This window comes from Paenibacillus sp. cl123 (assembly GCF_900101595.1).
In the GTDB taxonomy this organism is placed as follows: domain Bacteria; phylum Bacillota; class Bacilli; order Paenibacillales; family NBRC-103111; genus Paenibacillus_G.
Map to the genome: position 1 here is coordinate 53,230 of NZ_FMYY01000007.1, position 24,504 is coordinate 77,733.

Consider the following 24,504-nt stretch of genomic DNA (forward strand, 5'->3'; position numbering starts at 1 on the left):
CGTTTCGTTTACAATTTCACTATATAGAAAAGCGAGGGCGGCGAAACCCCGGGAACTTTCAGAAGATGACAGGAGTACTTTCAGAATATCGCGGGACCATGCAGGCGGCATCCGCCTGGGCATCTCGACTTAGCAAGGCGAAGCCCGATCTGGTTACGATCGGCAAGGCGCTTGGCGAGGCATCGCCATCAGCGCATACGCGATTTGCTGGCCAAGCACGGAATCCATGTCGTCTATGTCGAAATAATCGAAAGCACGCATATGCTGCGCATGATGGATGCCGTCGGCTCCCGCTCGCATTGCCGAAATAAAAAAAGCAAAGCCCCACACTTTGTGTGAAGCCCTGCCTTCGCTCGAGATATACGAAAAAGGTGCCAAATATTTTTAGCGCCTTCCGTTGTGTAAACGTTACTTTGCTTGAAATGGATTTATGCCAACCGCCTGCAGCATCTGGTACAACATATTTATGGGAAGCCCCATAATGCTGTAAAAATCACCTTCGATTTTTTCAATAAAAACAGCGCCCAACCCTTGTACTCCGTAGCTTCCGGCCTTATCGAGCGGCTCGCCTGTTTTTACATAAGCTTCAATTTCCTCGTCGCTCATGTGCCTAAACATTACTTTGCTGACCGTATGCCCCACCATGACCTCTGGATGTCCGCTTGGCGACTGAGCTAGTATCCGGTATTGACCGATATCTCCAAGGTATACGGCATTGCCATCGCCCTCGGCGTGTGAGTGAGCCGACCGCGATCTGCCGCCACCCGCCTCCACAATCGCAACTCCCGTGTAAACCTGATGCGCCCTGCCCGAGAGCCGCGCCAGCATCCGGCACGCATCCGGCTCATCCGCCGGCTTGCCCATAATCTCATCGTCGCAGACGACGATCGTATCCGAGCCGATCACTATTCCCTCACTGTAATGAGCAGCAACCGACGACGCCTTGCGCAAGGCAAGCATCCGAACCATCTCGGCCGGCGGGGTGCCGGGCGGAACGGTTTCATCCTCGTCGCTCGGATGGGTACGGAAGCTAAGTTTCATCCCTGCAAGCAGCTCTTTTCTGCGCGGGGAGGAAGATGCCAAAATAAGCGGAACTATCGACATAAAACGACACCTCGTTTCGAATAGTTATAAAATGGGTATAGAGATGCCCGTAAGCCGGTCCTATATCTTGCGATAAACCCAAAATCCTGCGGCAAGTCCTGCGATGCTGATCAGATTAAGCCGTATATAGAGGTCCAGATCGTAGCGGATGACCAGCAGATCCGCCTTGGGCTGCCAGGACAGCTCGACAGCCTTTGTCAGAAATGACAGTGCCGCGACCGGAGACAGCAGTTGTCCGACGAGCGTGCCCGCGACAAGTCCGATCAGCAGCATAAGGATGAGCGTAAGCGTATTTTTCTTCAACGTTAGATAACCTCTTTCAGCAAAATAGGACTTCGCCATTCAAGAAAAGGATGCCAGAATCCTTCGCTATTATACCATAATCCTGATCTTGGTCGTGAGCATTATTGGGGAATGTTTCCGGCTTACATCCGTCCGTCGCACCTAGTACAATGAACAACATGGGAGGGAGTGAACCGGTTGAAAACAAAATGGCTTGGGGCCGCCCTGGCGGCATTATGCCTATGGGCAGCGCCAGGACAAGCACTGGCGGCAACTGTCGTTGTAGATGCGGGTCACGGAGGAAGCGACCCCGGGGCAATCGGGGTAAATGGTCTGCAGGAGAAAGTAGTCAATCTGGATATTTCGCGCAAGGTACGCGATCTGCTCATGGAGCGAGGTTATGACGTGCGAATGTCGCGGGATTCCGATATATATTTATCGCTCAGCGAACGGGTTGCTTATGCGAAAGCGCAGCAGGCGGATCTGTTTGTCTCTATTCATGCGAACTCCTACAGCAATCCTTCTACAAGAGGAGCCATGGTGCTCTATTATGACGACGCCTATCCGCAAGCCAGTTATCCGGCAAGCGAGGAGATGCGGGCGTTATCTTCCGAAAGCCGCGAGCTCGCGCAGCGAGTGCTGGACGGCTTCTTGGCCTCGGCCGGCGGCACGAACCGCGGTTTGGTTCCCAGCGCCGTATATGTCGTCCGGATGGGCAATATTCCCAGCATTTTGGTGGAGACGGCTTTTTTATCCAATGCCGAGGATGCGGCGATGCTTTCGACCGATAGCGCGCGAAATTTGATGGCCGTGGGAATTGCCGACGGCATCGAAGCTTATATGCCGGCCGCGGCAGACGGCTTTGCCGATATACGCAGCCATTGGGCCCGAGAAGCCATTATCCGGCTGAAAGAGCAGGGCATCGTGGACGGAAGCCCAGGCGGGCGTTTCGAGCCTGCAAGAGCGCTAACGAGAGCGGAATGGGTAACGCTGCTCGGCCGGGTATTCGACTTGGGAAGCGCGAATTCCGCTTGCCCTGCCGGAAGCGGCTCCGTATCGGGTTCTGTGTACGAAGATTGCAAGCCTTCGTCTGCTGCCGCAAACGGGAATCGCACAGGCGGGATCAGCTCAGGGACAAGCTCTGCAGTCCCTCGCGGCGGCAGCAGCTCGAAATCGCCGGCAGCCGTGCAAGGCGCCGCCGATTTCCGTGACGTGACAGCGAAGCACTGGGCGTTCAGCCAATTGGACCAAGCCGTCAAGACCGGCCTGCTGGAAGGCTACCCGGACGGCACGCTGCGTCCCAATCAGACGGTGAGCCGCGCTGAAGTTGCCGTCCTGTTCGAGCGCCTGGCGCAGCTGCCGACGGCAGGAACCGACACCGGCCCGTTCCGCGACACGCCGGCCGGCCATTGGGCCGCTCCCGCTATCGCGGCGCTGAAGAAAAGCGGACTGATCGACGGGGCGACGGCCACCAGCTTCGCTCCGGACAAGTCCATGACGCGCGCGGAGGCGGCAACCTTGCTTGACCGCTATATGCGGAGCGGCTCCAGATAGTCCGACCGCTGCTGCCGCCGGCTCCGCAGATGACAATAAAGGCCTCGAACTCCGCCATAGCGGCGGGTCCGAGGCCTCTTTTATTTTATGCCGGCCGTCCGGCAGCTGTCTCTGTTTCTGTCTCTGTTTCTGTCTCTGTTTCTGTCTCTGTTTCTGTCTCTGTTTCTGTCTCTGTCTCTGTCTCTGTCTCTGTCTCTGTCTCTGTCTCTGTCTCTGTTTCTGTCTTTATCTCTGTCCGGTTTGTACCTGTCTGGAACTGCCCGCCTCCCGTACCGTCCGCTTCCTACGAAACCGCAACCGCCTTCAGCAGCTCCTTCTCGGCTACCAGATATTGCATGATGGCCGTCTGAGCTTGCCACATCAGGGAAGCCGACGGATTTTTCTTATATTCCTCCAGCGTTACGACGGCCGTATTGAGCGCGCTGTTCAGCTTGGGCAGAGCCGCCTTTCCCGCTTCGCCCAAACCGTCGCTGATGGCGGAAGCCGATTGGGCCCAGGACTGATGGGTCGCTTTGATGCTTTGCAAGGCTTTGTCATCGAGCGGCCTGGCCTCTTTGTCCACCACATGAAGCGAGGTTTGAGCAGCGATCTGCTGCACGAGCTTGCTGCCCAGGTTCATGTAAGCTGAAAACAGCTCAGGCTGCTTCCCGCTCCAGCGGATTTGGGAGACCGCAGGAATGTCATAGGCTTTAAGCATAACGTCGATGTTCTGATCCTTATACGTCTGCGACAAGCCCAGCGACTCATCCCGGCTCGCAGCCACGCCTACAAAAACCGTAAATTTCTCGCCTGCCTCGCTGACAGCGGACAATCCTTTCTTGCGGAAGTTTGCCACCTCCGTCTCCGCGCTTTGAGCCGTGCTGAACACGCCGCCCTGCAAAATGGTGTAGCTCCGCGCCGGCAAATTAACGGCAGCCCCTGCGCCGGCCGTGGTGGGAAGAGCTCCGCTGCCGGCTCCGGCAGCCCCCGGCTGAGCAGCCCCTGCCCCCGTACCGGATGCGGTTGAAGCTTGCGTCTGCCCATTCTTGCCGCCCCCTGCTCGCGCCGTCTGATCCTCTTCCGGCGCCGTGAACATGGAGAGAACGAGGAAGCCGAAGGCCACGCCGGTAACGACCGCTCCGGCCACCGAAGCCACAATGCGAAGGAAGGAGCCTCCCCCGCCCGGCGAGCGCGTGATGCGGACATATCCGCCGATGCCGCTTCCTTGAATATCTCTTGGTCCGCCATCGCTGTGTGCTCCTGCCTGTTCGGGCTGCATATCGGCCCTGCTTGGACGGTTCAGCTTCTCGTTAATGTCCGGATCGCGTTCCATATAGCCAGTCTCCGGATCTATCGCATGCTCCCGGGAGCTGCGGATCATGCTGCTGACACGATCCGTCTCTTCATCGAAGGAGCTTTGCCAGCCCCCGAAATCTGTCGTAAAATCGCTCAGCGGCTTCACCGGTCTGGGAGTTTGAGTATCCTTCACGCCAAACGAGGCAGTGGAAGCTTGAGGCCGCTCCAGTTCTCTATCGGGCTTGTACACCCCGGATTCGTTTTGGGGTATCCGGTAGCTGTCAACGGCCTGGGCCTGGGATGGGGGCTCTTCCACACGATATTCCTCGGGCCGAAGCGGGATGACCTTGGAGTCACGGCGGGAGCTTACCTCCTCCTGCCGGCGGTCCTGCGAGAAACGAAACGTCATCTTGGCTTTATTCATAGCTTCAACTCTCCCTTGTCAGTGATCTTGCTACTAGACTATGAGAGTCGCCGCGCGATTAGAACTGAAACGCCTTGCAAATTAGGCCGGTTCGGAGGCATTCCCGACCGACCTTCAGCCAGTCGGCCGGAACAGTCAGCCGCAAGGCGCAAAAAAAGAGATGCCCTGCGGCTATCCGCCAAGCATCCCTCTCTCTGTTCCGTTATCGTGATCCGGTTCCTTCGGCTCCTGCTCAGCCGGAGATTTCTCCGTCCTGCAACGCAGCCCGTTCCTCAAGCGCCTTCGCCAGCCCGACAGCCGTCTTCCAGATGTCCCCGGCTCCCATCGTGATGATCAGATCCCCCGGCCGGGCCGCGCCCAGCAGGTACGTCTGCACCTCTTCCTTGGTCGGTATATAGGTGACATTGGCGTTGCTGTTCTGGCGAATCAGCTCCACCAGCTTGGCGGAAGTAATGCCTTCGATCTGCTTCTCGCCTGCCGGCGAATAGATGTCGGTGATAATCACCTCATCCGCCTCAGGGAATGCCCGGCTGAACTGCTCGAACAAGAAATACGTGCGCGTATACCTCTGCGGCTGAAAAACCGCGACGATGCGCTTGCCCGTAGCTTTCGCCGCCTGAATCGTCGCTTCGATCTCCGTCGGGTGATGAGCATAATCGTCAATGACCAGCATGTCATTCACCTCGCCAAGCACCTGGAAACGGCGTTTCGCGCCCCGGAACTCCTTGATGGCCTCCGCGATCTGCTCGAAGGTTAACCCGGCTTCCAGACATGTGATCAATGTAGCCATGGCATTGTACACATTATGCTTGCCCGGTACGGACAATCGCAAAGTCCCCAGCGTTTTCCCGTCATGAACCACCTCGAACGACACCTTGCGGTCGCCCAGCACGAGGTTGCGCGCGACATAGTCGGCCTCCGTATCGACCGCATAGGTAATCACCTCGCTGCGGATGGCGGGCATCATCTCGCGCAGATACGGATCGTCCTTGGATATAACCGCTTTGCCTTCCGGCTTCACCTGACTGAGAAACTGGGCGTACGCCTGCTTCAGCTTATCGAAGCTGCCGTCATAGTTTTCCAGATGATCGGCCTCAATATTATTAACCAAGGCGATCAGCGGCTGATACTGGAGAAAGGAACCGTCGCTTTCATCCGCTTCGGCCACGACATAGTCGCCTTTCCCCGCCTTGGCATTGCTGCCTACGTTCAAAATTTCCCCGCCGATAATAAAGGTAGGGTCTTGGCCGCATTCCTCCAGCACCAGGGCGATCATCGACGACGTGGTCGTCTTCCCGTGAGCGCCGGCGACGGCGACTCCCTTTCTCTCGTTCATCAGCCGGGCAAGCATCTGAGAACGGTGCAGGATAGGAATATTCAATTCCTCAGCCGCCGCCATCTCCACATTATCGCTCGACAGAGCCGTCGAATAGACGACAACATCCGCGCCCTTCACGTTCTGCGCCTCATGACCGATAAACACCTGGGCGCCCTTGGCGGCGAGCTTCTCCGTCAGCTCGGCCTGCGCCAGATCAGATCCCGAAACCTGGTAGCCCATTTCCAGCATCACTTTGGCAATGGCGCTCATGCCATACCCGCCGATGCCGATAAAATGGATGTGTTCCGATGTATTCACGCCCGTGTCACCAGCCTTTGTCAGAATCGGATTGATGCTTGATCCAGGAACGTACATCCCCTATCAAATATAACGTGCCGGATACGACGGCAAGATCATCCTGCCCCGACATGCGCTTAAGGTGGTCCAGCGCTTGCTTCCAGTCCGGCTCGACCACGATCTCCACGTCTTGCCGGCCGAGCTCGACCAGCATTCGCTTGGCCAACTCCGCAAGCTCAGCCGCAGACGCCTTCTTATGCCAATTCGGTTCGGTCACAATAAGCGTATCCACTATTGGCAGTATATGCCGGAAATAACCGGAATGATTCTTGTTTGACAGCATTCCCATCATAAAATGCAGCTTGCCGTACTTGTAAGTATCCGTCAAAGACGCCGCCAGCGTCTCCGCTCCTTCGGGATTATGCGCTCCGTCGATGAGGATGCGCGGCGAATCGGAAATTTGCTCCAGCCGTCCCGGCCAAGCCGTCTCCCGCATTGCCCGGTACAAGTCCTCATCGTCCACGATCAGCGCATAATATTGCCGGAGCACCTCCAGCGTCATCAGCGCGACCGCCGCATTGTTGACCTGATGCGCGCCGTTCAGCGTGATCGCCATATCAGGCAGATGGCGGAACAGTCCTTCAAAGCGGAACAGCTGTTCATTTTCCTTCCGCGAGATCAGCTCGGTCTTGAAGTCGCGGCCCAGCAGGTAAAGCTTGCTTTTCTTCTCGGCTGCCTTGGCCTCGATAACGCTGAGCGCCTCCGGCTGCTCCACCGCGCTGATTAGCGGCACTCCCGCCTTGATGATTCCGGCTTTTTCCCCTGCGATCGCTGCGAGCGAGTCGCCCAGAAAATCCATATGGTCGTGACCGATGTTCGTAATGACCGATACGAGCGGCGTTACGATATTGGTCGAATCGAGCCGGCCTCCCATTCCCGTCTCCCAGACGACAAAGTCGGGATACGCGGTCCGGGCGAAATATTCGATAGCCACGACGGTCGATATCTCGAACATCGACGGCTGCCCGTATTCCGGCGTTACTTCATCGATCAGCGGCTTGATTTTGTTGATTGTCCGCAGAAGATCCTCATCGCTGATGTTCTGCCCGTTCAGCCGGATTCGCTCGTTATAAGTTTCGATGAAGGGGGACGTGAACGTCCCCACATCGTAGCCCGCCGAGCGGATCGCTGATGTCAAGTAAGCGCAGACGGAGCCTTTGCCATTCGTTCCGGCGACATGGATAAACTTCAGCCGGCGGTGCGGATTGTCCAGCAGCTCCATCACCCGCTCCATCCGCTCCAGCCCCAGCTTGATGCCGGCCAGCGGGATAAACCGCACGATCCAGTCTACCGCCTCCTTGGCGTTCTGGAACGGCAAGCCCGCCGCCGCGGCGCTTTCAGCCTGTTCGTTTGTCATCGCCCGCTCACCCCTTCAGCTCGGCGATGCGCGCCGTCACTTTATCGCGCTTGTCGGCATAATCCGCCAGCTTCGCTTTTTCCTCTTCGATGACCTTCGCCGGAGCTTTAGCAACGAAGCCTTCGTTCGACAGCTTTTTCTCGATCCGCTCGACTTCGCCGTGCAGCGTCTTCAGTTCCTTCTCCAGACGCGCTATTTCCTGGGCAATGTCGATAAGTCCCGCCAGCGGCAGGAACAGCTCGGCCCCGGTCACGATGCCTGACATCGCCTTGTCCGGCGCGGGCAACGCGGCGTCGATCGCCAGGCTGGACGTATTGCTGAAGCGGCGCAAATACTCTTCGTTGCGCTGCAAAATATCGAGCGCTTCGCTGTCGGTCGGCTTCACCAGCAGCTCAACTTTTTTGCTCATCGGCACACTGACCTCCGCGCGGATGTTGCGGACCGTGCGGATAATTTCCATCAGCAGCTCCATCTCGCGGACAGCTCCCGGCGCTTCGAAAGCCGCTTCGTACACCGGCCAAGGCGCCAGCATAATCGTCTCGCCCTCATGCGGCAGATGCTGCCAGATTTCCTCGCTGATAAACGGCATAAACGGATGGAGCAGCCGCTGCGTACGGTCCAGCACATAAGCCAGCACCGATTGGGTTTTCCGCTTGGCGGCATCGTCGGTTCCATAAAGCGATAGCTTGCTGAACTCGATATACCAGTCGCACAGATCGTCCCAGATGAAGTTGTACAGCAATCGTCCCGTCTCTCCGAACTCGTACGCGTCCATCAGTCGCGTCACGTCGCGGACCGTCTCGTTCAGCCGGTGCAGAATCCAGCGGTCCGCCGTTCCGAGCTCTCCCGACAGGTCGATATCCTCATAGCGGAATCCGTTCAGATTCATCAGCGCGAAGCGCGACGCATTCCAGATCTTATTGGCAAAGTTGCGCGCCTGCTCCACCTTTTCCCAGCGGAAACGGAGATCCTGGCCCGGCGTAGAGCCGGTCGACAGCATAAAGCGCATCGCGTCGGCTCCATATTTCTCGATAACCTCGAACGGATCGACGCCGTTGCCCAGCGACTTCGACATCTTGCGCCCGTCCGCATCGCGCACCAGACCGTGAATGAGCAGATCGTCGAATGGCATACGATCCGTAAATTCCAGCGAGCTGAAAATCATCCGCGACACCCAGAACGGAATAATGTCATAGCCCGTTACCAGCAGGCTGTTCGGGAAGTAGCGCTTCAGGTCGTCAGTCTCTTCCGGCCACCCCATGGTGGAGAAAGGCCACAGAGCGGAGCTGAACCACGTGTCGAGCACGTCGTTGTCCTGCTGCAGGCGAGAGCCTCCGCAATGCCCGCAGCCCTTCGCATCCTCCATGGATACGGTCAATTCGCCGCAATCCTCGCAGTACCAAGCCGGTATCCGATGGCCCCACCACAGCTGGCGGGAAATACACCAGTCACGGATATTCTCCATCCAGTGCAAATAGGTTTTCTCGAAGCGGTCGGGCACAAATTTCACACCGTCTCCGGACTTCTGCAAATTGACAGCCCGCTCGGCCAGCGGCTTCATGGCGACGAACCATTGTGTGGACAAATAAGGCTCCACGACGGCGCCGCTGCGCTCGCTGTGGCCGACCTGATGCACATGCTCCTCGATCTTCAGCAGCACGCCCTGCTCCTTCATGTCGGCGACGATCTGCTTGCGGCATTCGAACCGGTCGAGTCCGTTGTACTTGCCGGCATTTTCATTCATCTTGCCGGATTCGTCCATCACCAGCACCTGCGGCAGATCATGGCGGCTCCCTACCTCGAAGTCGTTCGGATCGTGAGCCGGCGTAATTTTCACCGCGCCGCTGCCGAACTCCTTGTCCACGTATTCATCCCCGACGATCGGAATCTCGCGGCCGATAATAGGCAGCACCAGCGTCTTGCCGATCAGATGCTTGTAGCGCTCATCCTCCGGATGGACGGCTACCGCCGTATCGCCCAGCATCGTCTCGGGGCGGGTCGTCGCAACAACGATAAACTCGCCGCTGTCCTTTACCGGGTACCTAAGATGGTAGAGAGCGCCCTGCACTTCCTTGTATTCGACTTCAATGTCGGAGAGCGCCGTCCGTGCGGCAGGATCCCAGTTAATAATCCGTTTGCCCCGGTAAATGAGCCCTTTCTCGTACAGCCGCACGAATACTTCCCGAACGGCTTTGGAGAGCCCTTCATCAAGCGTGAACCGCTCGCGGGAATAATCCAGCGACAAGCCCATCTTCGCCCATTGCCCGCGGATCGTGCCTGCGTAGTGGTCCTTCCACTCCCACACCTTCTCCAGAAACTTCTCCCGCCCGAGATCGTAGCGGGTGAGCCCTTCTTCCCGCAGCTTCTGCTCCACGCGGGTTTGCGTCGCAATGCCCGCATGGTCGGTGCCCGGCAGCCACAGCGCATCGTAGCCCTGCATCCGCTTGAAGCGCGTCATAATATCCTGCAGCGTGTTGTCGAGCGCATGCCCGATGTGCAGCATGCCCGTCACGTTCGGCGGAGGGATGACGATCGTGTAGGGCTCGGCGTCCGGACGCTTGCCTGCTTGAAAGTATTGACCCTCCAGCCAGAAGTCATACCATTTCTTCTCGCTTTCCTTCGGATCATAGGTGGTGGGCATCGTCGTCTCCGGCGCTCCTTGTTTCATCTCTTCCATCCTCATTCACTCCTCGGTAAGTGTAATAACAACGCTACTTTTAAAAATCCGGTGAACAACGCGCGGCCCGCGGCCGATCGGGGCTTCCACTCGCCGTTTCCACTCCCCGTCGGCTCTCCGGCCTCTTGCTCAACAGACGTTTAAGTCCCTTAAACAATGAAAAAAGCCTGTCGCCGCAAAGGACGAAGGCTTACGCTTCCGTGGTACCACCTTTATTCCGCATGCCTGACGACTAACCGGAACGTTCCCGGCCGCCTGTATGCATACGGCTCTTAGACAGATAACGGCTGTGACCGGCCGAATCTAAGCATTCCGCTTCAATCCGGCAACTCCGGGGCGACTTCAACAGGTACGTCCTGCAGAACCTCTCAGCATGTAGCCGGCTCCGCTCTCTGAAGGATTCGCTGCTTACTACTCCCTTTCCACGTTATTACAGCTTCTTATGCCTACTATGATAAACAATCCCGGGGTCAGAGTCAATATGAGGCGGGGACATCGGGCCTTTCGGCACGAAAAAAAGGCTTCGGAAGGCGATTGCCGAATTTCATCGGGAGCTTATACCCTCCGAGATTTGCAAAAAAATCCGGATAAGCCTTTTGTCAGGCCATCCGGATTTCTGTGGAAGCTTTAGCGTGGAATATATACGATTTGGCCGGCTGCCAGCTCGTTGTCCCCCAGCCGGTTGTACAGCACAAGCTCACGCGGGTTCAGCTCGTATTTTTTGGCGATCGTCTCCAGCGTGTCCTCCTTCTGTACGATGACAAGCCGGACTTTCTTGAATTCCTGCTGGTCTCCGCGCCGCGAAAGCAGCAGATTGCCCCACTCCATTCTCTGGGCGGAAGCCGCTTCAGCTGCGGCCTGCGCCTGCGCGGCTTCCTCGGCTGCGCGCGCCTCGGATTTGGACGCGCTGTAATTGATCAGCGATGCCAGTCCGAAAGCCCCCGGCTTGGGCGCGGCATTGTCAGCCGCGGCAGCGGGAGGTTCCTCGGCCGGCGCCTTCTTGGCCCCGAAACCTACCTTCAGCTCCTTCTTCTCCGCTTCAGGAGCCTGCTCGGCTTGAGGCTGCCAGTCGTTCACAGGTTCTTCTAAGGGTGCAGCCTCCGCATCCTCCGGCATCTCCGGCTCGTTTTCCTCCGCAACCTCCTGAGGCGGCGGCTCCTCCAGCCGGCTGCCGAACGATTCCGCCGTGTCCGCCGCCGGCACCTGAAAAGCCGCCTGATCCTCTTGACGCTGCCTGACTTGAGCGTCTCCGTCAAACGCTTCGGTCCGCGCATTGGCCGCTTCATGCACGAAGACAACCTCTTCCTCGGTCTCCCGCCAGGAGGGCTCCTGCTCATCCCGGGAGGCGTTGACCTCCAGCCCGTTCAGCGACAGCACGCCGGTAATATTCAGACTTCTCGGAGACAGCAGGTCCACGTCGAAATTTTCGATTTCGACCGCTATCTCCTCCACGCGGGCTACCCGGTTCATCGGCAGCGTAATTTCCACGGGGATCAGATGCTCCAGCCTTTGCGATTCGCGGCCTAATTCATCCACATAGCTGCCGTTTAATAGCAGATTGCCGCGCAATACAGCTTGTTCCCCCTGAGTAAGCACTTGAATATGAGGTACCAGCTCGACGCCCTCCAGCTGCTTGATACCGAGCACTTCATCGCTGACGTGCACCCGCTCATAAATATCGAACCGTAATCCGTTTGATGGTGTTGTCAATGTCATGTCCTCCCTTTCTTGATCCTAAGAGCCCCATTGTCCTATCCCATTTATATGGCTCTTGCGGAAGGAGCATGACATCTATTTTTCAAGCCGCGCTTGCAAGGCCGTCAAATCCTCGGGCCATGGCGCATCTACGGCGATGGTCTCGCCTGTCAGCGGATGGGGGAAAACAAGCCGTTCTCCATGGAGCGCTTGACGCGCGATCGGGTCTGCCGGTCCCCCGTATAAAACATCTCCGAGCAAAGGGTGGCCGAGGTGGCTCATATGCACGCGAATTTGATGGGTACGCCCCGTCTCCAGCGTAAGCCGGACGAGCGTGGCATGCTTCCACACCTGCAGCCGCTCGTAGCGCGTCACCGCACGATCGCCCGAAGGCGACACTCTTCTTCGCGTCGGATGATGCCTGTCACGGCCGATAGCGGCATCTATTCTGCCCTTCGCGCGCGCGACTTGCCCTTGAACGATAGCGACATAAGTCCGTTCAATCCGCTTCTCGCTCATCCATACGTCCAGACGGCTTTGCACCCAGGCGTATTTGGCAAATAAAACCGGTCCGGTCGTATCCTCGTCCAGCCGGTGGATATGACGGGGACGGCAGGGTCTTCCTTCCAGATACAGCCGCCGGCTAACCGCTTGGGACAATGCTCCGGTTTCCAGCGGCTCGGTCGGATGCACTTTCATCCCGGCAGGCTTGCCTGCAACCAGGCAGAAATCATCCTCGTACAGGAGCTCCGCTTCTTCCGGCTCCCCCGATTGTCCGGCCTCCGCCGCTCCATACTGACTCTCCTCCAGTGGGAACAGCTTCAGCCGCAGCCGGCTGCCCTGCCACAGCAACCCCTCGCTGTGCAGCAAGGTCCGGCTCCACTTGTCGCCAACCAGCGCAGCGGCCGCCTCCCTCGCCTCGTCCCGGCTGCTTATATCCGTGCGGTGCCGCCATTCCAGCCACTCGCCTTTCCTCAGCCAGCTCACGACGGCTTCGCCTCCCTGCCCGCAGCCTGCTTGTCCAGCCGCTTCCTCCTGCTGTGCTCATAGAAAGCATAGCCCAGAATCAAGATGAGTCCGAGCGCAAACAACCCGAATACTAGCAGCATCTCCAACGTGATTCCAAACAAACTGTATCGCTGCAGCACATGTCTCGCCCCATTCGTTCATATCTATGTAATATCTGTCATTGTACCAAAGCCGCCGCCTTTCTCAAAGCGATTACATTGCCAGCGCACCCTTCATCTTACTCTAGCGGTTTCTGTTAAAAACAGTCGATTTATGATAGAATAACCTAAGGTTCATAGACATAATAGGCCTACGTGGGCCTGTTGTTGGGAGAGGAATGCATTTGAAAGGCAGTTTGCTAGCGATTCGTCAGTGGAGCATTATTAAGAAGACGTTGTTTGTCGTCGCGCTGCTTACTTTTTGTACATCCAGCTTTCTGTATTTGACGGTACCGGGCGGCAAGATGCGCCAATGGATGGCGGAGACCGTCATCACCACTCAGCACCGCAGCTGGGCATGGATTTTCGTCGGCGCCGAGCAGCGCGATCTGATGGTGAAGAAGCTGCAGGACGATATTGAGCTTGCGGCCGCGGAGAAGCATAATCTGGGGCTTGTTTCGGTGCGTTCCAATACGGAGAAGCACCGGTCTATCGATGAGTTGATTAAGGTCGAGGATATTTCCTCGCAGTTCTACAAGGGCAAGAAGATGTACGTGTACGACCCGACGACCATCAAGATCATGACGCCAAGCAAAGTCGGCGAAGGAGAGCGCATCACCTCCATGGTGAGCCGGACCGGCGCGGTCGCAGGCTTGAACGGGGGAGCTTTCAATGATCCCGAAGGGCTCGGGAACGGTTTCGCCGCACTCGGGATGATTGTCTCCGAGGGTGAAATTATTTTCACTGACCAAGACGGCTCCATCCCGCAGCATATTGTCGGATTTACGAAGGAAGGCCGGCTTGTCGTCGGGAAATACGATGCGTTCGAGCTGAGAGATATGGGTGTTACGGAGGCCGTTTCCTTCTACCCCCGTCTCATCGCCAATGGCAAACCGCTGATTACCAGCGGCGACGGCGGCTGGGGCCGCGCGCCCCGGACCGTGGTCGGCCAGCGCGCCGACGGCACGGTCATCTTCATCGTCGTCGACGGACGCCAGACGCATAGCGTCGGCGCTACGCTCAAGGAGATGCAGGATCTGCTGCTGGAGGAAGGCTGCGTGATCGCAGGCAATCTGGACGGCGGCGCATCTTCCGAGCTGGTCGTGGACGGAGAGTTGGTTACGAAGCCGTCCAGCCGTTATGGGGAGCGCAGGCTGCCTTCGGCCTTCCTCGTATACGACAATCCCGCTTCCGTACGGGCTCCCCGCATCTGGGACGGCGTCGACAAGATCGATGCCGGCGGCTCCTACGACCATCCGGATTATTTACGGGAGCAGGCCGAGAAGAAAGCGAAGCTGCAGCAAACTCCGCCTGCTTCGACAAGCAAGCCGCCCGTTGAAACGGATAAGACGAAGCAGGGGAGCGGCAAGCAGGAGAACGGGAAGGCTCCGAGCGGCGGCACAAGCGATCCAGGCAAGACAGGCGCGCCTGCCACTGGCAGCAAAACGCCTTCCTCGCCCGGAACCGGCGCGAACGGTAAGAACGGTTCGCCGGCAGCTCCGACAGAGAAGGACAAAGCAAGCGGCGGCGGGAACGCAGACTCGGGTTCAGCCAAAGGCGGCACCGCTTCGGACGCAGACAAGGAAGGCGGCGCCAAGACGGCCCCCGGCGGTACGCCGACGCCATCAGGAACAGACGGGCAGACGCAACCGGATAAAACGGGAGCAGGCAGCCCAGCCCCGCCGGACGGGACAGGAGCCGCAGGCTCCTCTCCCCCTTCGGCTGGCGGCCAGCCCGTTGAAGCTCCGGCGAAGGGAACGGACAAGCCGCAGGCCAATCCGCCCGCAACCGTGCCGTCAGGAAATACGTCAACGGCCGAGACAAGCTCTTCCGCCAAACCGGCAAAGGATACCCCAACAGACGCGGTCAGGCGAGACACAGCCAACCCGGCTTCAGGCACGGCGACTCCGCCGGCCCCAGGGACGACGGCTCCGGCAGACTCACCGGTAAAAGCGCCTTAGCAAGCTACATAAGCATAATGCCCGTTCGGCTTGAAGCCCGTCCCTCATCGGACGGGCTTTTGAGTTTGCCTCGCATTTGCAGACTCCCTGTCCGCGTCAGGCAAGAACATTATTTTCCGCATCATCTCTGCGCCTACGATCTTGTCAGCTTTCTGCGATCCTCCACTTGGGGAGGCTCCTCCAACCATCCGTGCCTGATCATAAGCTCTGCGCCTTCTTTCAAAAAAGGCAAAATCTTCTGCGCCGTGTGAGCCATCGCAAGCGGCAAATCGCTGCGCAAACTGAACGCTCCGCCGAGCGCGTTGCTGCCGAGACCGAAGGCCCCCAGCAGATTGGTAAGATACATCATCAGCTTGTCGGAAAACGGGGCCACCGTTGAATTGGTAGCTTTTCCAGCATGCGTAGCCGGCGGTTCGATATAGTCGCGACGCAGAAACTCGCCCAGCGTCGTCTCTATGCCTTTGGACAATTCCATCCCTTTGATGAAATAGTTCTTCACATCCCGATCATTGGCAACTTGTGCAAAGCCGATCATAAGCTGCATCCCCGTCAGATTCGTTTCAATAGCATGATGGATAAGCGAGATTTCAATGGCATTAAGCGCTCGTTTCTCTCCTATCCATTTAAATCCTGTCAAATAGCTGTCATCTTTAACAAAACTGACTTCCTTCGGCATGGACATATAGGGCGGGCGCACAAGGACGCCTTTGTCGAGCAGAAGCTGCGAGCACCGGTTAAAAATGCTTTGAGAGCTTGCTTCTAATCGCTCATAGAGCTGACGAATGTCTTTGCGGTAAGACATCGTAAAATGAAGCGCGAAGAGATTGACTTCTATCTTACTGATCATGTGCAGAAACATAGGCTCGTACAGATAATCAAAAAGCTTTGGAACGCCCGGATGCACATCTTCGGCTGTAAAGCCAATCGGAACCACAGCCCCGTCAGCTTGAAAAATCTGTGCAATTTCATGGATAAAACTTTTCGTGGCTTCGTAAGCTGAATGGATAATGCTTTGAATGTCTGCGTCGTCGGCATGTTCACGCAAATACTCCAAAAATCTTAGAAGCATGGTTTTCTCTTGATAATCCAACCACAGATTCCCTAATTCGGATGATGTCAAGGGAGTACTGTTTGCTTCCATAGACAACACTCCTTCGTTTTTTATCGTTATTATTTCAATTGCGGGAAATAATATCCACGAAAAGCATATTGTTTGCAGAATTCGCCCCATTCAGGACTTTCCCCCTAAAGACGACGCCCATGCTGGCGTACATAGAAAAAAGCCTGGCAGACGTGGGTCTCTGCCAGACTTTATATCCATTCAACCTATATCAGCCTACAGCGAGCGAAGCGCCTCCCGATGAGCCGCGATCGTTGCTTCAATATCTTCCTTGCTATGAGCGGTCGATATAAAGAAACCTTCGAACTGGGACGGCGGGATGCTGATCCCTCTATCCAGCAGACCGGCAAACACTTGATTAAAGCGCTGCAGGTCGGAGGTTTTGGCCGATTCGTAGTTGGTCACCGGCTGCTCCGTGTAGAACGGGCATACCATAGAGCCGATGCGGTTGATCGTCAGCGGAATGCCCAGCTCGGCCGCATTGGCCCGCAAGCCATCCTCCAGACGGGCGCCGCGCTCCTCCAGCTGTTCATATACGCCCGGCTCGCCGAGCAGCTTGAGCGTCGTATAACCGGCCGCCATCGCCAGCGGATTGCCGGACAAGGTGCCCGCCTGATAGATCGGCCCCGCCGGAGCGATGCGCTCCATGATCTCCCGCTTGCCTCCATAGGCTCCGACAGGCAGCCCGCCGCCGATGACCTTGCCAAGGCATGTCAGATCCGGGGTGATGCCGAACCTGCCCTGCGCACAGTTCAAGCCGACGCGGAAGCCGGTCATGACTTCGTCAAAGATAAGCAGCGTGCCGGCCGCGCTCGTAATGTCGCGCAAGCCCTGCAGAAATCCAGGCTGTGGCGGAACGACTCCCATATTGCCGGCGACAGGCTCTACGATAACGGCAGCGATCTCTTCGCCGAACTTCTCGAATGCCACCCGCACCGCTTCCAGATCGTTATACGGCACCGTAATCGTGTTCACGGCAACGCTGTCCGGCACGCCAGGGCTGTCCGGCAAACCCAGCGTCGCCACGCCCGAACCCGCTTTGATCAAGAGGGAATCCGCATGGCCATGGTAGCAGCCTTCGAACTTCAGTATCTTGTTCCGGCCCGTATAACCGCGTGCGAGGCGCAGGGCGCTCATCGTCGCTTCCGTGCCTGAGCTGACCATCCGGACGAGTTCCATCGACGGCACGCGCTCAATAACGAGCTTGGCCATCTCCGTCTCCAGCTCGGTAGGCGCGCCAAAGCTCGTCCCGAGCTCTGCTGCCTGCTTGATCGCCTCGATAACCTCCGGGCGTGCATGGCCGAGTATGAGCGGCCCCCAGCTCCCGATATAGTCGATGAACTCGTTGCCATCGATATCGTAGACGCGCGATCCTACCCCCTTGTTCATGAACAAAGGGGTCAGGCCGACTGATTTGAAGGCGCGTACAGGGCTGTTGACGCCTCCCGGAATGTACTGCTTCGCTTCCTGAAAAGCTGCTGCCGACCGTGTTTCCGATCGTTCGCGGCGTTCGTTCATTCCTCCCACACCTTTCCTGTAATTGTACTTGAATCTGCTAATAAACCGCTATATATTGAGAGAAGCCGGGCCTATAAGCTTAATTAAGCTCGCCAACAAAAACGGCTTGCGTCACGGCAATCTGATCACATTCCGCACGATGCTGGACTATGATGAAATCTCCCAGCTCGCCAGCGTTCAGAAGCCTGTGCTTTTGCAGGTCATCCGGGATTTGCAGGAGAAGCGCATCCTGAGCTTCCAGGATAACGCCATGACTCTTCATCTCGGCAATCTGGCCGATTAACCCGTCAAACGGTCTGCCCACCCTACCGGGCGCCCGTCTTAAGCTGCTTCGCCAGGTCCAGCGCCGATTCCTTCCCTTGGCGCACGCAGTCGGGCAGCCCTACGCCGTAAAAGGCAGCGCCGGTTACCCGCACGCCGGGCAAAGCGGCGGCAACCGCTTCGCGGACGCGCCGCACTCGCTCGAGATGACCGACCGGGTACTGGGGCATGGAGCGCAGCAGCGGAGTCATCTCGGTAAACAGCGACTCCGCCGTAACGCCCATGATCTCTTTCAAATCCTTGCGCACAGCGCGGATCACTTCATCCTCCGTCATATGCAGCCAGCGGTCGTCGCCTGACCGGCCGACGTAGAAGCGAAGCAGCACCTTGCCGCTTGGCGCCGTATGCAGCCATTTGACGGAGGTCCAGGTACAAGCCGTAATAAATCGTCCTTCCCCGCGCGGGATGACGAAGCCCGAGCCGTCGAGCTTCGCCTTCAGGTCGCTCTCGTCGAAGGCCATGACGATATTCGCTACGGATACATGCTCGATCGCCTTAAGCTCCGCCGCGGCAGCCGGCGCCGATTCCTCCAGCAGGCCTGCCATCGCATAGGCCGGCAGCGTCACGATCACGCCGTCGGCTTCGTCCGTTCCGCCATCCTCCCGCACGAGACGGTATCCTCCGTCAGTGGACGTTACGGAGGTTATCCCGCAGCCCTTCACGAAGCGCACATTGTCCAACGCGTCGATCAGTCCATGAATGATCGTCTCCAGGCCATCCTTGAACGTCAGGAAGGTCGTATTTTGAGCAACCTCGGGCAGCGTCCGGCTTTCCTGGCCGCCTTCCTTGCGGTTTTTCATCATGCCGAGGATCAGGCTGCGGTGCTTCTGCTCGATGCTGTGGAATTGAGGGAACGTCCCCTTCACGCTCAGCGAGTACGTGTCTCCGGCATAGATGCCGGCAAGCAGCGGCTCAGCGATCTGCGAAAGCACTTCGCGGCCCAGCCTCCTCTCCAGAAACTCGCCGAGCGATTCATCCTCCGTCGATTGCCGCTTCGGCAGAAACAGATCCAGCGCCGCTCTGGCCTTGGCCTTCGGCGAGAGCAGCCCGGTCCGCATGAACGGTCCGAGCCGTGTCGGAATGCCCAGCATCAGGCCGGGAGGCATGCGGTGAAGCTTGCCGCCCGAGAGAATATACGTCTTCTTCGCGTTCGGATTCGTGCCGGTCAGATGCTCTTCGAGACCAAGCTCGCGCGCCAGCTCAACTAATGCAGGCTTACGGGCCAGGAACGAGTCCGGCCCCTGCTCGATGACGAAGCCGTCCCGGTGAAGCGTCTTAATTTTGCCGCCGAACGTTTCGCTTTTCTCATAAACCGTAATCCGATAGGGAATTCCATCCTCTTCCATCTGCTTCTTCAAATAATAAGCCGCGCTAAGCCCGGTGATGCCGCCTCCGATGATAGCTGTGCGCCTGGGCGATATGTCCATAGCGGTCATTTCCCTTCGGCGAACGCCTGCGCATGCACCACATCGCTCAAGGTTTCCATATAGAGCGGGTCCGTGTTAAGCGAGCGCGTCCGTTCGAGGTGAAGGCCCAGCTCCTTGGCCTCAGCTTGCGCTTCGATATCCAGATCGTACAGCACTTCCAGATGATCCGATACGAAGCCTACGGGGCATACGAGCACATGGCTGGCCTGCCGCTCCACCTTAACCGTCTTCAGCACGTCCAGCAGGTCGGGTCCGAGCCAGGGGACGCCGGTTTGCCCCGCACTCTGCCAGGCGAACTGCCAGCGGGTAATGCCCGCCTGCGCGGCGACAGCGCGCGATGTTTCCAGCAACTGCTCGGGATACGGGTCGCGCATCTCGATAATTTTCTCCGGCAGGCTGTGGGCTGTGAACAGGACCAGCACCTCGTCCTTCGGCGCATCCCCGAAGCGATGCATCGCCTCCTCGACGCGGACCGCGAGCGCTTCGATCAGCTTGGGGTGAAGGTGATAGCTGCGCACGAAGCTCATCTTCAGGCCCAGCTCATCGGCCTTTTCCTGCGCTCTTTTCATATATCCGCCGACGCTCATCACGGAATAATGCGGGGCCAGTACGACCCCGACCGCTTCCGTTATCCCGTCCGCCGCCATGCGCTCCACACCGTCTTCAATGAACGGGGCAGCATGCTTGAGCCCTTGATAGCAAACGAAGGTCGCGTCCGGATATTTTTCGTTCAATCTGTTCTCCAGCGCCTTTACCTGGTTGTCCGTATTTTCGCGGAGCGGAAATACGCCCCCGACGATCGCTTCATAGCGGTCCGTCAGATCCTTTAGCTGCTCGGGCGACGGGGGATTGCCGCGGCGGATATGCGTATAATAAGCCTCCACCTGCTCGATGCTCTCGGGAGTTCCGTAGGACATGACCAGCACGCCGATTTTCCGTGGGCCCGTCTGGTTAGTAGTGTGATGGCTCATCATGAAGCGCCGCTCCCCTGCTTAATAGTCGCCCGCTCCTTCAGCGCTTGCCGGGAGTAGTCGTGGACGAAGTCCGTCAGCTCCTTCAGCTTCTCAAGGGATGCCTCAGGGAACAGGCCGTGGCCCAGATTGAACACATAGCCCGGCTGCCGCACGCCCTCGTCGATAATCGCTTTGGCCTGCTCCCGGATCACGGGCATCGGCGCGGTGAGCACGTAGGGATCGAGGTTGCCCTGAACCGCATACCGGCCCCCCAGACGCCTTCTGCCTTCCGAGATGGAGACCCGCCAGTCCAGACCGATCACGTCGGCATGCAAGCCCTGCAGATCAGGCAGCAGTTCGCCTGAGCTTACGCCGGGGAAATAAATCTTCGGCACGTCCAGATGACTCAGCTCACTGAAGATGCGGCGCATCGTCGGCAGCACGTATACCCGGAAGTCCGCGGGAGAAAGCGCGCCTACCCAGCTGTCGAACACCTGGAAGGCTTTAGCCCCCGAGGCGACATGAGCCTTCAGATACGTAACGACCATGTCCCCGAGCTTGTCCATGAGCTGGAACCATACCTGCGGTTCGCCGTACATCAGCGACTTGGTGCGGATATAGCTCTTCGAAGGTCTGCCTTCGATCAGGTAGCTGGCGATCGTGAACGGAGCCCCTGCAAACGTAATGAGCGGCACCTTCAGCTCGGCCGCGAGCAGCTCAATCGTACGCAGGATGTGAGGCAGGTCGGCCTCCACCTGAATCGGGCGCAGCCGTTCCACATCAGCTGCCGAGCGGATCGGATTATCGATAACCGGTCCGACGTTTTTCACGATATCGAAATCAATGCCTAGCGAGGCTACCGGGTTCATGATGTCGGAATACAGAATGGCCGCATCGACCCCAAGCTTTTTCACAGGCATTAGGGTAACCTCGGCCGCAAGCTCCGGCTGCTTGCAAATTTCCAGCAGGCTGTATTTTTCTTTGATCTTCCGGTAATCCGGGTCATATCTTCCCGCCTGGCGCATGTACCAGACTGGCAGCTGGTCGACCGGCTCGCTTTTGCAAGCGCGAATAAACAAATCGTTATAATTCATCGAAGCATCCTCTTTTCCGCAAACTTCCAAACTTCTACCTACCATTATGCCCTATTTGGATGCAGCTAACAACGCATGGCAGCCGGGTTTTCCGACAAATGTTTGACAGTGTCCCCTTGATGCGCCGCTCTGCCGATATGTGAAAACGTCCTGCCTCCGGATTAGGAAAGCAGGACGTTCTTTGTGTTGGCCGCTCGCTTAATGGCTAGGCTTGAAGCCATCTTACGATATCTTTGGCAAAATACGTAATAATCAGGTCTGCGCCTGCACGCTTAAAGCCGGTCATCGTCTCGAGCACAACCGCCTTCTCGTCGATCCAGCCTTGGGCAGCCGCAGCCTTCACCATCGAATACTCGGCGCTGACGTTATAAGCGACCAGCGGCAGGTTATAGCGGTCGCGGAGCATGCGCAGCACGTCCATATAAGCAAGCGCAGGCTTTACCATCAGGAAGTCGGCTCCTTCTGCGATGTCGCTCTCCGCTTCCCGAAGCGCCTCCCTCGCGTTAGCCGGGTCCATCTGGTACGTCTTGCGGTCGCCGAACTGCGGCGTCGAATGGGCGGCATCGCGGAACGGACCGTAGAACGAGGAGGCGTATTTGACCGAATACGACATGATCGGCACATGCTCGAAGCCCGCCGCATCAAGCCCTTGACGGATCGCATAAACGAAGCCGTCCATCATGTTGGATGGCGCAATAATATCCGCGCCGGCCTCCGCCTGGGATACGGCCGCTTTGGCCAGCAGCTCCAGGGAAGGATCGTTCTGAATGTCAGCACGGCCCTTAGCCTGATCCGCATGCACAACGCCGCAATGACCGTGATCGGTGAACTGGCACAGACATGTATCGGCCACGACCAGCAGCTCCGGAGCCCACTGCTTGATCAATCTTGTCGCCTGCTGGACGATGCCGTTGGGATCATAAGCCGAGCTGCCGTGAGCATCCTTGTCATGAGGAACTCCGAACAGAAGCACCGCCTGGATGCCGAGCGACACTACCTCGCGAATCTCCTCTTCCAGCCGGTCGAGCGACAGATGATAGACGCCTGGCATCGAAGCGATCTCGTCCTTTACATTCTCACCCACGGTAACGAATATCGGATAGATCAGATCGTTCACCGAGACGGAATGCTCGCGGACCAGATTGCGCATAGCGGCCGTGGAACGCAGCCGCCGGTTTCGGACGATAGGAAAACCCATGATGATGCTCCTCCTTGTCTTGCTGTATAATATTGAACTGAAATTCTAACCTGGAATGGCCGCGCACGAGTGATGAGCTTTTTCGATCGCTGTTGTCCGCGGATGACGGTACAACTCTAGCTCGACTCCTGTATGCTGCGGACCAGAGCGTCCACCGTCGCTTCCTCTGCGATATAATCGACCGATAAGCCGAGCTTCTGGGCCGTTTGCGCCGTCAGCGGACCGATACAGGCAATCCGGCAGCCCTGCAGCAGCGCGAGCGGTTCGCTGACGCCCAACCGCTCAAGCGCCTGCAGCAGGTTCGTTACCGTCGATGAGCTGGTGAACGTCACGATGTGAATCATCCCCTGACGAAGCAGCTCCAGCACCTCATCGCCGCCCTCCGTCTCCAGCACATTCTCATAGATGTCGATCTTGACGACGTCCATCCCCAGCTCCCTGAGCTTCACCGGAAGAACCGTACGGGCGATGTCCGCCGTAGCCAGCAGAATGCGATCTCCCTTCTGCAGCCGGGGAGCCAGCGTTTCGAGCAGCGCATCGCCCTGGAAGACCGGCGGGATTGCCTCCACGAGCAGCCCTTTGCGCTCAAGGGCCGCAGCCGTCTTGGGGCCGACGGCCACCAGACGAGCTCCTGCCAGGGAGCGAATATCCCGGCGAAGCTCCTTCAGCCGGTCGAAGAAGGCTTCTACGCCGTTTACGCTTGTAAACACAATCCAGTCGAAGGTGTCCAGATTCTCCAGAGCCTGATCGCGCGCCTCCCGGGCTTCCGGCCGGCTTGGCGGCTGGGTGCGGATCACCGGAAACTCGACGGCTTCCCCGCCGCGCTCCTCGATCTGATCGACCAGCTCGCTGGCCTGACTGCGTGCGCGGGTCACCAGAATGCGCCTGCCGAACAACGGCTTTTTCTCGAACCAGGCCAGCTTGTCGCGCAGCCGCACCACCTCGCCAACGATGGTGACAGCCGGAGATTGAAAGCCTGCCGCTTTGACCTTGCCGGCGATATCGCTCAAGTTGCCGGTGAGCGTCTCCTGCTCCATCCAGGTCCCCCAGCGGATCAGCGCCACCGGCGTGTCAAGCGATTTCCCGCCTGCCATCAGCTCGGCGCAAATCGTCTCCAGATTGGCAACGCCCATCAGGAATATTAGCGTTCCCGACGCCCCGGCCACATTGGGCCAATTTACGCTCGAATAGGTTTTATTTTTATATTCATGCCCCGTAACGATTGAGAAGGATGAAGTGAAGTCGCGATGTGTCACAGGGATGCCGGCATAGGCCGGCACCGCGATGGCCGATGTAATCCCGGGCACGATCTCAAAGGGAATGCCGTTGTCGGCAAGCAGCTCGGCTTCCTCTCCCACGCGTCCGAATACGCTGGGATCGCCTCCTTTGAGACGGGTAACCGTCTTTCCCTGGAGAGCCAGATCGACCAGCAGCTGGTTGATCTCTTCCTGCTTCAGCATATGCTTGTCCGGCAGCTTCCCCACGAATATTTTCTCCGCTCCCGGCTTCATATGCCGGAGCAGCCGCGGGTTGGCCAGCCGGTCATAGACCACCACATCCGCCCTGCGGATAGCCTCCAGCCCGCGCAGCGTAATGAGCTTAGGGTCACCTGGACCCGCCCCTACCAAATAAACGGTCGCCTTGCTCATAAACGCTCTCCCCTCAATCGCTTCTCTATATCATCCCGTCCATCCTGCCGCCGC

General features: G+C 57.9%; 20 protein-coding genes and 1 other annotated feature. Of the genes, 3 read left to right on the forward strand and 17 right to left on the reverse strand.

Features of this window, described 5'->3' with window-relative positions:
* Nucleotides 1-153 precede the first annotated feature (153 nt).
* Genes BLR08_RS31120 through BLR08_RS13715 form a run of 3 tightly spaced genes read right to left on the reverse strand, consistent with a single transcriptional unit; the run spans nucleotide 154 to nucleotide 1,407 of the window.
* Nucleotides 154-378 carry a hypothetical protein gene (locus BLR08_RS31120; RefSeq protein ID WP_072330810.1) on the reverse strand — a complete coding sequence of 75 codons (225 nt, stop codon included), beginning with the start codon at nucleotides 376-378 and terminating at the stop codon, nucleotides 154-156.
* A 30-nt stretch (nucleotides 379-408) separates the two neighbouring features.
* Nucleotides 409-1,104 carry a Maf family protein gene (locus tag BLR08_RS13710; RefSeq protein ID WP_072330808.1) on the reverse strand — a complete coding sequence of 232 codons (696 nt, stop codon included), beginning with the start codon at nucleotides 1,102-1,104 and terminating at the stop codon, nucleotides 409-411.
* A 60-nt stretch (nucleotides 1,105-1,164) separates the two neighbouring features.
* Nucleotides 1,165-1,407 (reverse strand): DUF4321 domain-containing protein, encoded by a 243-nt coding sequence (locus BLR08_RS13715; RefSeq protein WP_072330806.1) that lies wholly within the window; start codon nucleotides 1,405-1,407, stop codon nucleotides 1,165-1,167.
* Nucleotides 1,408-1,584: 177 nt separating this feature from the next.
* On the opposite strand from BLR08_RS13715, the gene BLR08_RS13720 reads away from it, so the two are divergent.
* On the forward strand, nucleotides 1,585-2,940 hold the full coding sequence (locus tag BLR08_RS13720) for an N-acetylmuramoyl-L-alanine amidase (protein WP_072330805.1): 1,356 nt from the start codon (nucleotides 1,585-1,587) through the stop codon (nucleotides 2,938-2,940).
* A 283-nt stretch (nucleotides 2,941-3,223) separates the two neighbouring features.
* Here BLR08_RS13720 and BLR08_RS13725 read toward each other — a convergent pair whose 3' ends face one another.
* From BLR08_RS13725 to BLR08_RS31125, 7 genes are all read right to left on the reverse strand, one after another.
* Nucleotides 3,224-4,639: a hypothetical protein gene (locus BLR08_RS13725; RefSeq protein WP_072330803.1), complete on the reverse strand. Its 1,416-nt coding sequence runs from the start codon at nucleotides 4,637-4,639 to the stop codon at nucleotides 3,224-3,226.
* Between the two features lie 232 nt (nucleotides 4,640-4,871).
* Nucleotides 4,872-6,275 carry a UDP-N-acetylmuramate--L-alanine ligase gene (gene murC, locus BLR08_RS13730; RefSeq protein ID WP_072330801.1) on the reverse strand — a complete coding sequence of 468 codons (1,404 nt, stop codon included), beginning with the start codon at nucleotides 6,273-6,275 and terminating at the stop codon, nucleotides 4,872-4,874.
* 7 nt (nucleotides 6,276-6,282) lie between these two features.
* Nucleotides 6,283-7,671, reverse strand: coding sequence for a bifunctional folylpolyglutamate synthase/dihydrofolate synthase (locus BLR08_RS13735; RefSeq protein WP_072330799.1), 1,389 nt, complete (start codon nucleotides 7,669-7,671; stop codon nucleotides 6,283-6,285).
* A gap of 7 nt (nucleotides 7,672-7,678) precedes the next feature.
* Nucleotides 7,679-10,348 carry a valine--tRNA ligase gene (locus tag BLR08_RS13740; protein WP_072330797.1) on the reverse strand — a complete coding sequence of 890 codons (2,670 nt, stop codon included), beginning with the start codon at nucleotides 10,346-10,348 and terminating at the stop codon, nucleotides 7,679-7,681.
* Nucleotides 10,349-10,523: 175 nt separating this feature from the next.
* Nucleotides 10,524-10,782: a binding site (T-box leader), on the reverse strand.
* Nucleotides 10,783-10,975: 193 nt separating this feature from the next.
* Nucleotides 10,976-12,064: a LysM peptidoglycan-binding domain-containing protein gene (locus BLR08_RS13745; RefSeq protein ID WP_256328363.1), complete on the reverse strand. Its 1,089-nt coding sequence runs from the start codon at nucleotides 12,062-12,064 to the stop codon at nucleotides 10,976-10,978.
* Between the two features lie 75 nt (nucleotides 12,065-12,139).
* Nucleotides 12,140-13,030 (reverse strand): RluA family pseudouridine synthase, encoded by an 891-nt coding sequence (locus BLR08_RS13750; protein WP_072330793.1) that lies wholly within the window; start codon nucleotides 13,028-13,030, stop codon nucleotides 12,140-12,142.
* Nucleotides 13,027-13,191, reverse strand: a complete 165-nt coding sequence (locus BLR08_RS31125; RefSeq protein WP_176835518.1) for a hypothetical protein — start codon at nucleotides 13,189-13,191, stop codon at nucleotides 13,027-13,029. The genes BLR08_RS13750 and BLR08_RS31125 overlap by 4 nt, the downstream gene beginning before the upstream one ends.
* 197 nt (nucleotides 13,192-13,388) lie before the next feature.
* Here BLR08_RS31125 and BLR08_RS13755 point away from each other — a divergent pair, with 197 nt between their 5' ends.
* Entirely contained in the window at nucleotides 13,389-15,170 is a 1,782-nt protein-coding gene (locus BLR08_RS13755) for a phosphodiester glycosidase family protein (RefSeq protein WP_083537113.1), read from the forward strand.
* A 133-nt stretch (nucleotides 15,171-15,303) separates the two neighbouring features.
* Here BLR08_RS13755 and BLR08_RS13760 read toward each other — a convergent pair whose 3' ends face one another.
* Nucleotides 15,304-16,401 (reverse strand): DUF3231 family protein, encoded by a 1,098-nt coding sequence (locus BLR08_RS13760; protein WP_256257632.1) that lies wholly within the window; start codon nucleotides 16,399-16,401, stop codon nucleotides 15,304-15,306.
* A gap of 105 nt (nucleotides 16,402-16,506) precedes the next feature.
* A complete protein-coding gene (gene hemL / locus BLR08_RS13765; RefSeq protein WP_072330787.1) occupies nucleotides 16,507-17,808 on the reverse strand; it encodes a glutamate-1-semialdehyde 2,1-aminomutase in 1,302 nt (433 codons plus the stop codon).
* 28 nt (nucleotides 17,809-17,836) lie between these two features.
* Here hemL and BLR08_RS13770 point away from each other — a divergent pair, with 28 nt between their 5' ends.
* Complete coding sequence (locus tag BLR08_RS13770) at nucleotides 17,837-18,091, forward strand: hypothetical protein (RefSeq protein WP_143014374.1); 255 nt, start codon at nucleotides 17,837-17,839, stop codon at nucleotides 18,089-18,091.
* Nucleotides 18,092-18,113: 22 nt separating this feature from the next.
* Here the strand turns inward: BLR08_RS13770 and hemG are convergent, their stop codons facing one another.
* From hemG to cobA, 5 genes are all read right to left on the reverse strand, one after another.
* Nucleotides 18,114-19,556: a protoporphyrinogen oxidase gene (hemG, locus tag BLR08_RS13775; RefSeq protein WP_072330782.1), complete on the reverse strand. Its 1,443-nt coding sequence runs from the start codon at nucleotides 19,554-19,556 to the stop codon at nucleotides 18,114-18,116.
* A gap of 5 nt (nucleotides 19,557-19,561) precedes the next feature.
* Entirely contained in the window at nucleotides 19,562-20,530 is a 969-nt protein-coding gene (gene hemH, locus BLR08_RS13780) for a ferrochelatase (protein ID WP_256257631.1), read from the reverse strand.
* On the reverse strand, nucleotides 20,527-21,603 hold the full coding sequence (hemE, locus tag BLR08_RS13785; protein ID WP_072330780.1) for a uroporphyrinogen decarboxylase: 1,077 nt from the start codon (nucleotides 21,601-21,603) through the stop codon (nucleotides 20,527-20,529). The genes hemH and hemE overlap by 4 nt, the downstream gene beginning before the upstream one ends.
* Nucleotides 21,604-21,808: 205 nt before the next feature.
* Nucleotides 21,809-22,801, reverse strand: coding sequence for a porphobilinogen synthase (gene hemB / locus BLR08_RS13790; RefSeq protein ID WP_072330778.1), 993 nt, complete (start codon nucleotides 22,799-22,801; stop codon nucleotides 21,809-21,811).
* Between the two features lie 116 nt (nucleotides 22,802-22,917).
* Nucleotides 22,918-24,450, reverse strand: coding sequence for a uroporphyrinogen-III C-methyltransferase (gene cobA / locus BLR08_RS13795; protein ID WP_072330776.1), 1,533 nt, complete (start codon nucleotides 24,448-24,450; stop codon nucleotides 22,918-22,920).
* Between the last annotated feature and the right edge of the window lie 54 nt (nucleotides 24,451-24,504).

Bases quoted from the DNA above. Each gene is read 5' to 3' on its own strand.
- BLR08_RS13710 (WP_072330808.1), bottom strand. From the start codon at position 1,104: ATGTCGATAGTTCCGCTTATTTTGGCATCTTCCTCCCCGCGCAGAAAA.
- BLR08_RS13725 (WP_072330803.1), bottom strand. From the start codon at position 4,639: ATGAATAAAGCCAAGATGACGTTTCGTTTCTCGCAGGACCGCCGGCAG.
- BLR08_RS13735 (WP_072330799.1), bottom strand. From the start codon at position 7,671: ATGACAAACGAACAGGCTGAAAGCGCCGCGGCGGCGGGCTTGCCGTTC.
- BLR08_RS13740 (WP_072330797.1), bottom strand. From the start codon at position 10,348: ATGGAAGAGATGAAACAAGGAGCGCCGGAGACGACGATGCCCACCACC.
- BLR08_RS13745 (WP_256328363.1), bottom strand. From the start codon at position 12,064: ATGACATTGACAACACCATCAAACGGATTACGGTTCGATATTTATGAG.
- BLR08_RS13755 (WP_083537113.1), top strand. From the start codon at position 13,389: ATGCATTTGAAAGGCAGTTTGCTAGCGATTCGTCAGTGGAGCATTATT.
- BLR08_RS13760 (WP_256257632.1), bottom strand. From the start codon at position 16,401: ATGGGGCGAATTCTGCAAACAATATGCTTTTCGTGGATATTATTTCCC.
- hemL (WP_072330787.1), bottom strand. From the start codon at position 17,808: ATGAACGAACGCCGCGAACGATCGGAAACACGGTCGGCAGCAGCTTTT.
- hemG (WP_072330782.1), bottom strand. From the start codon at position 19,556: ATGGACATATCGCCCAGGCGCACAGCTATCATCGGAGGCGGCATCACC.
- hemH (WP_256257631.1), bottom strand. From the start codon at position 20,530: ATGATGAGCCATCACACTACTAACCAGACGGGCCCACGGAAAATCGGC.
- hemE (WP_072330780.1), bottom strand. From the start codon at position 21,603: ATGAATTATAACGATTTGTTTATTCGCGCTTGCAAAAGCGAGCCGGTC.
- hemB (WP_072330778.1), bottom strand. From the start codon at position 22,801: ATGGGTTTTCCTATCGTCCGAAACCGGCGGCTGCGTTCCACGGCCGCT.
- cobA (WP_072330776.1), bottom strand. From the start codon at position 24,450: ATGAGCAAGGCGACCGTTTATTTGGTAGGGGCGGGTCCAGGTGACCCT.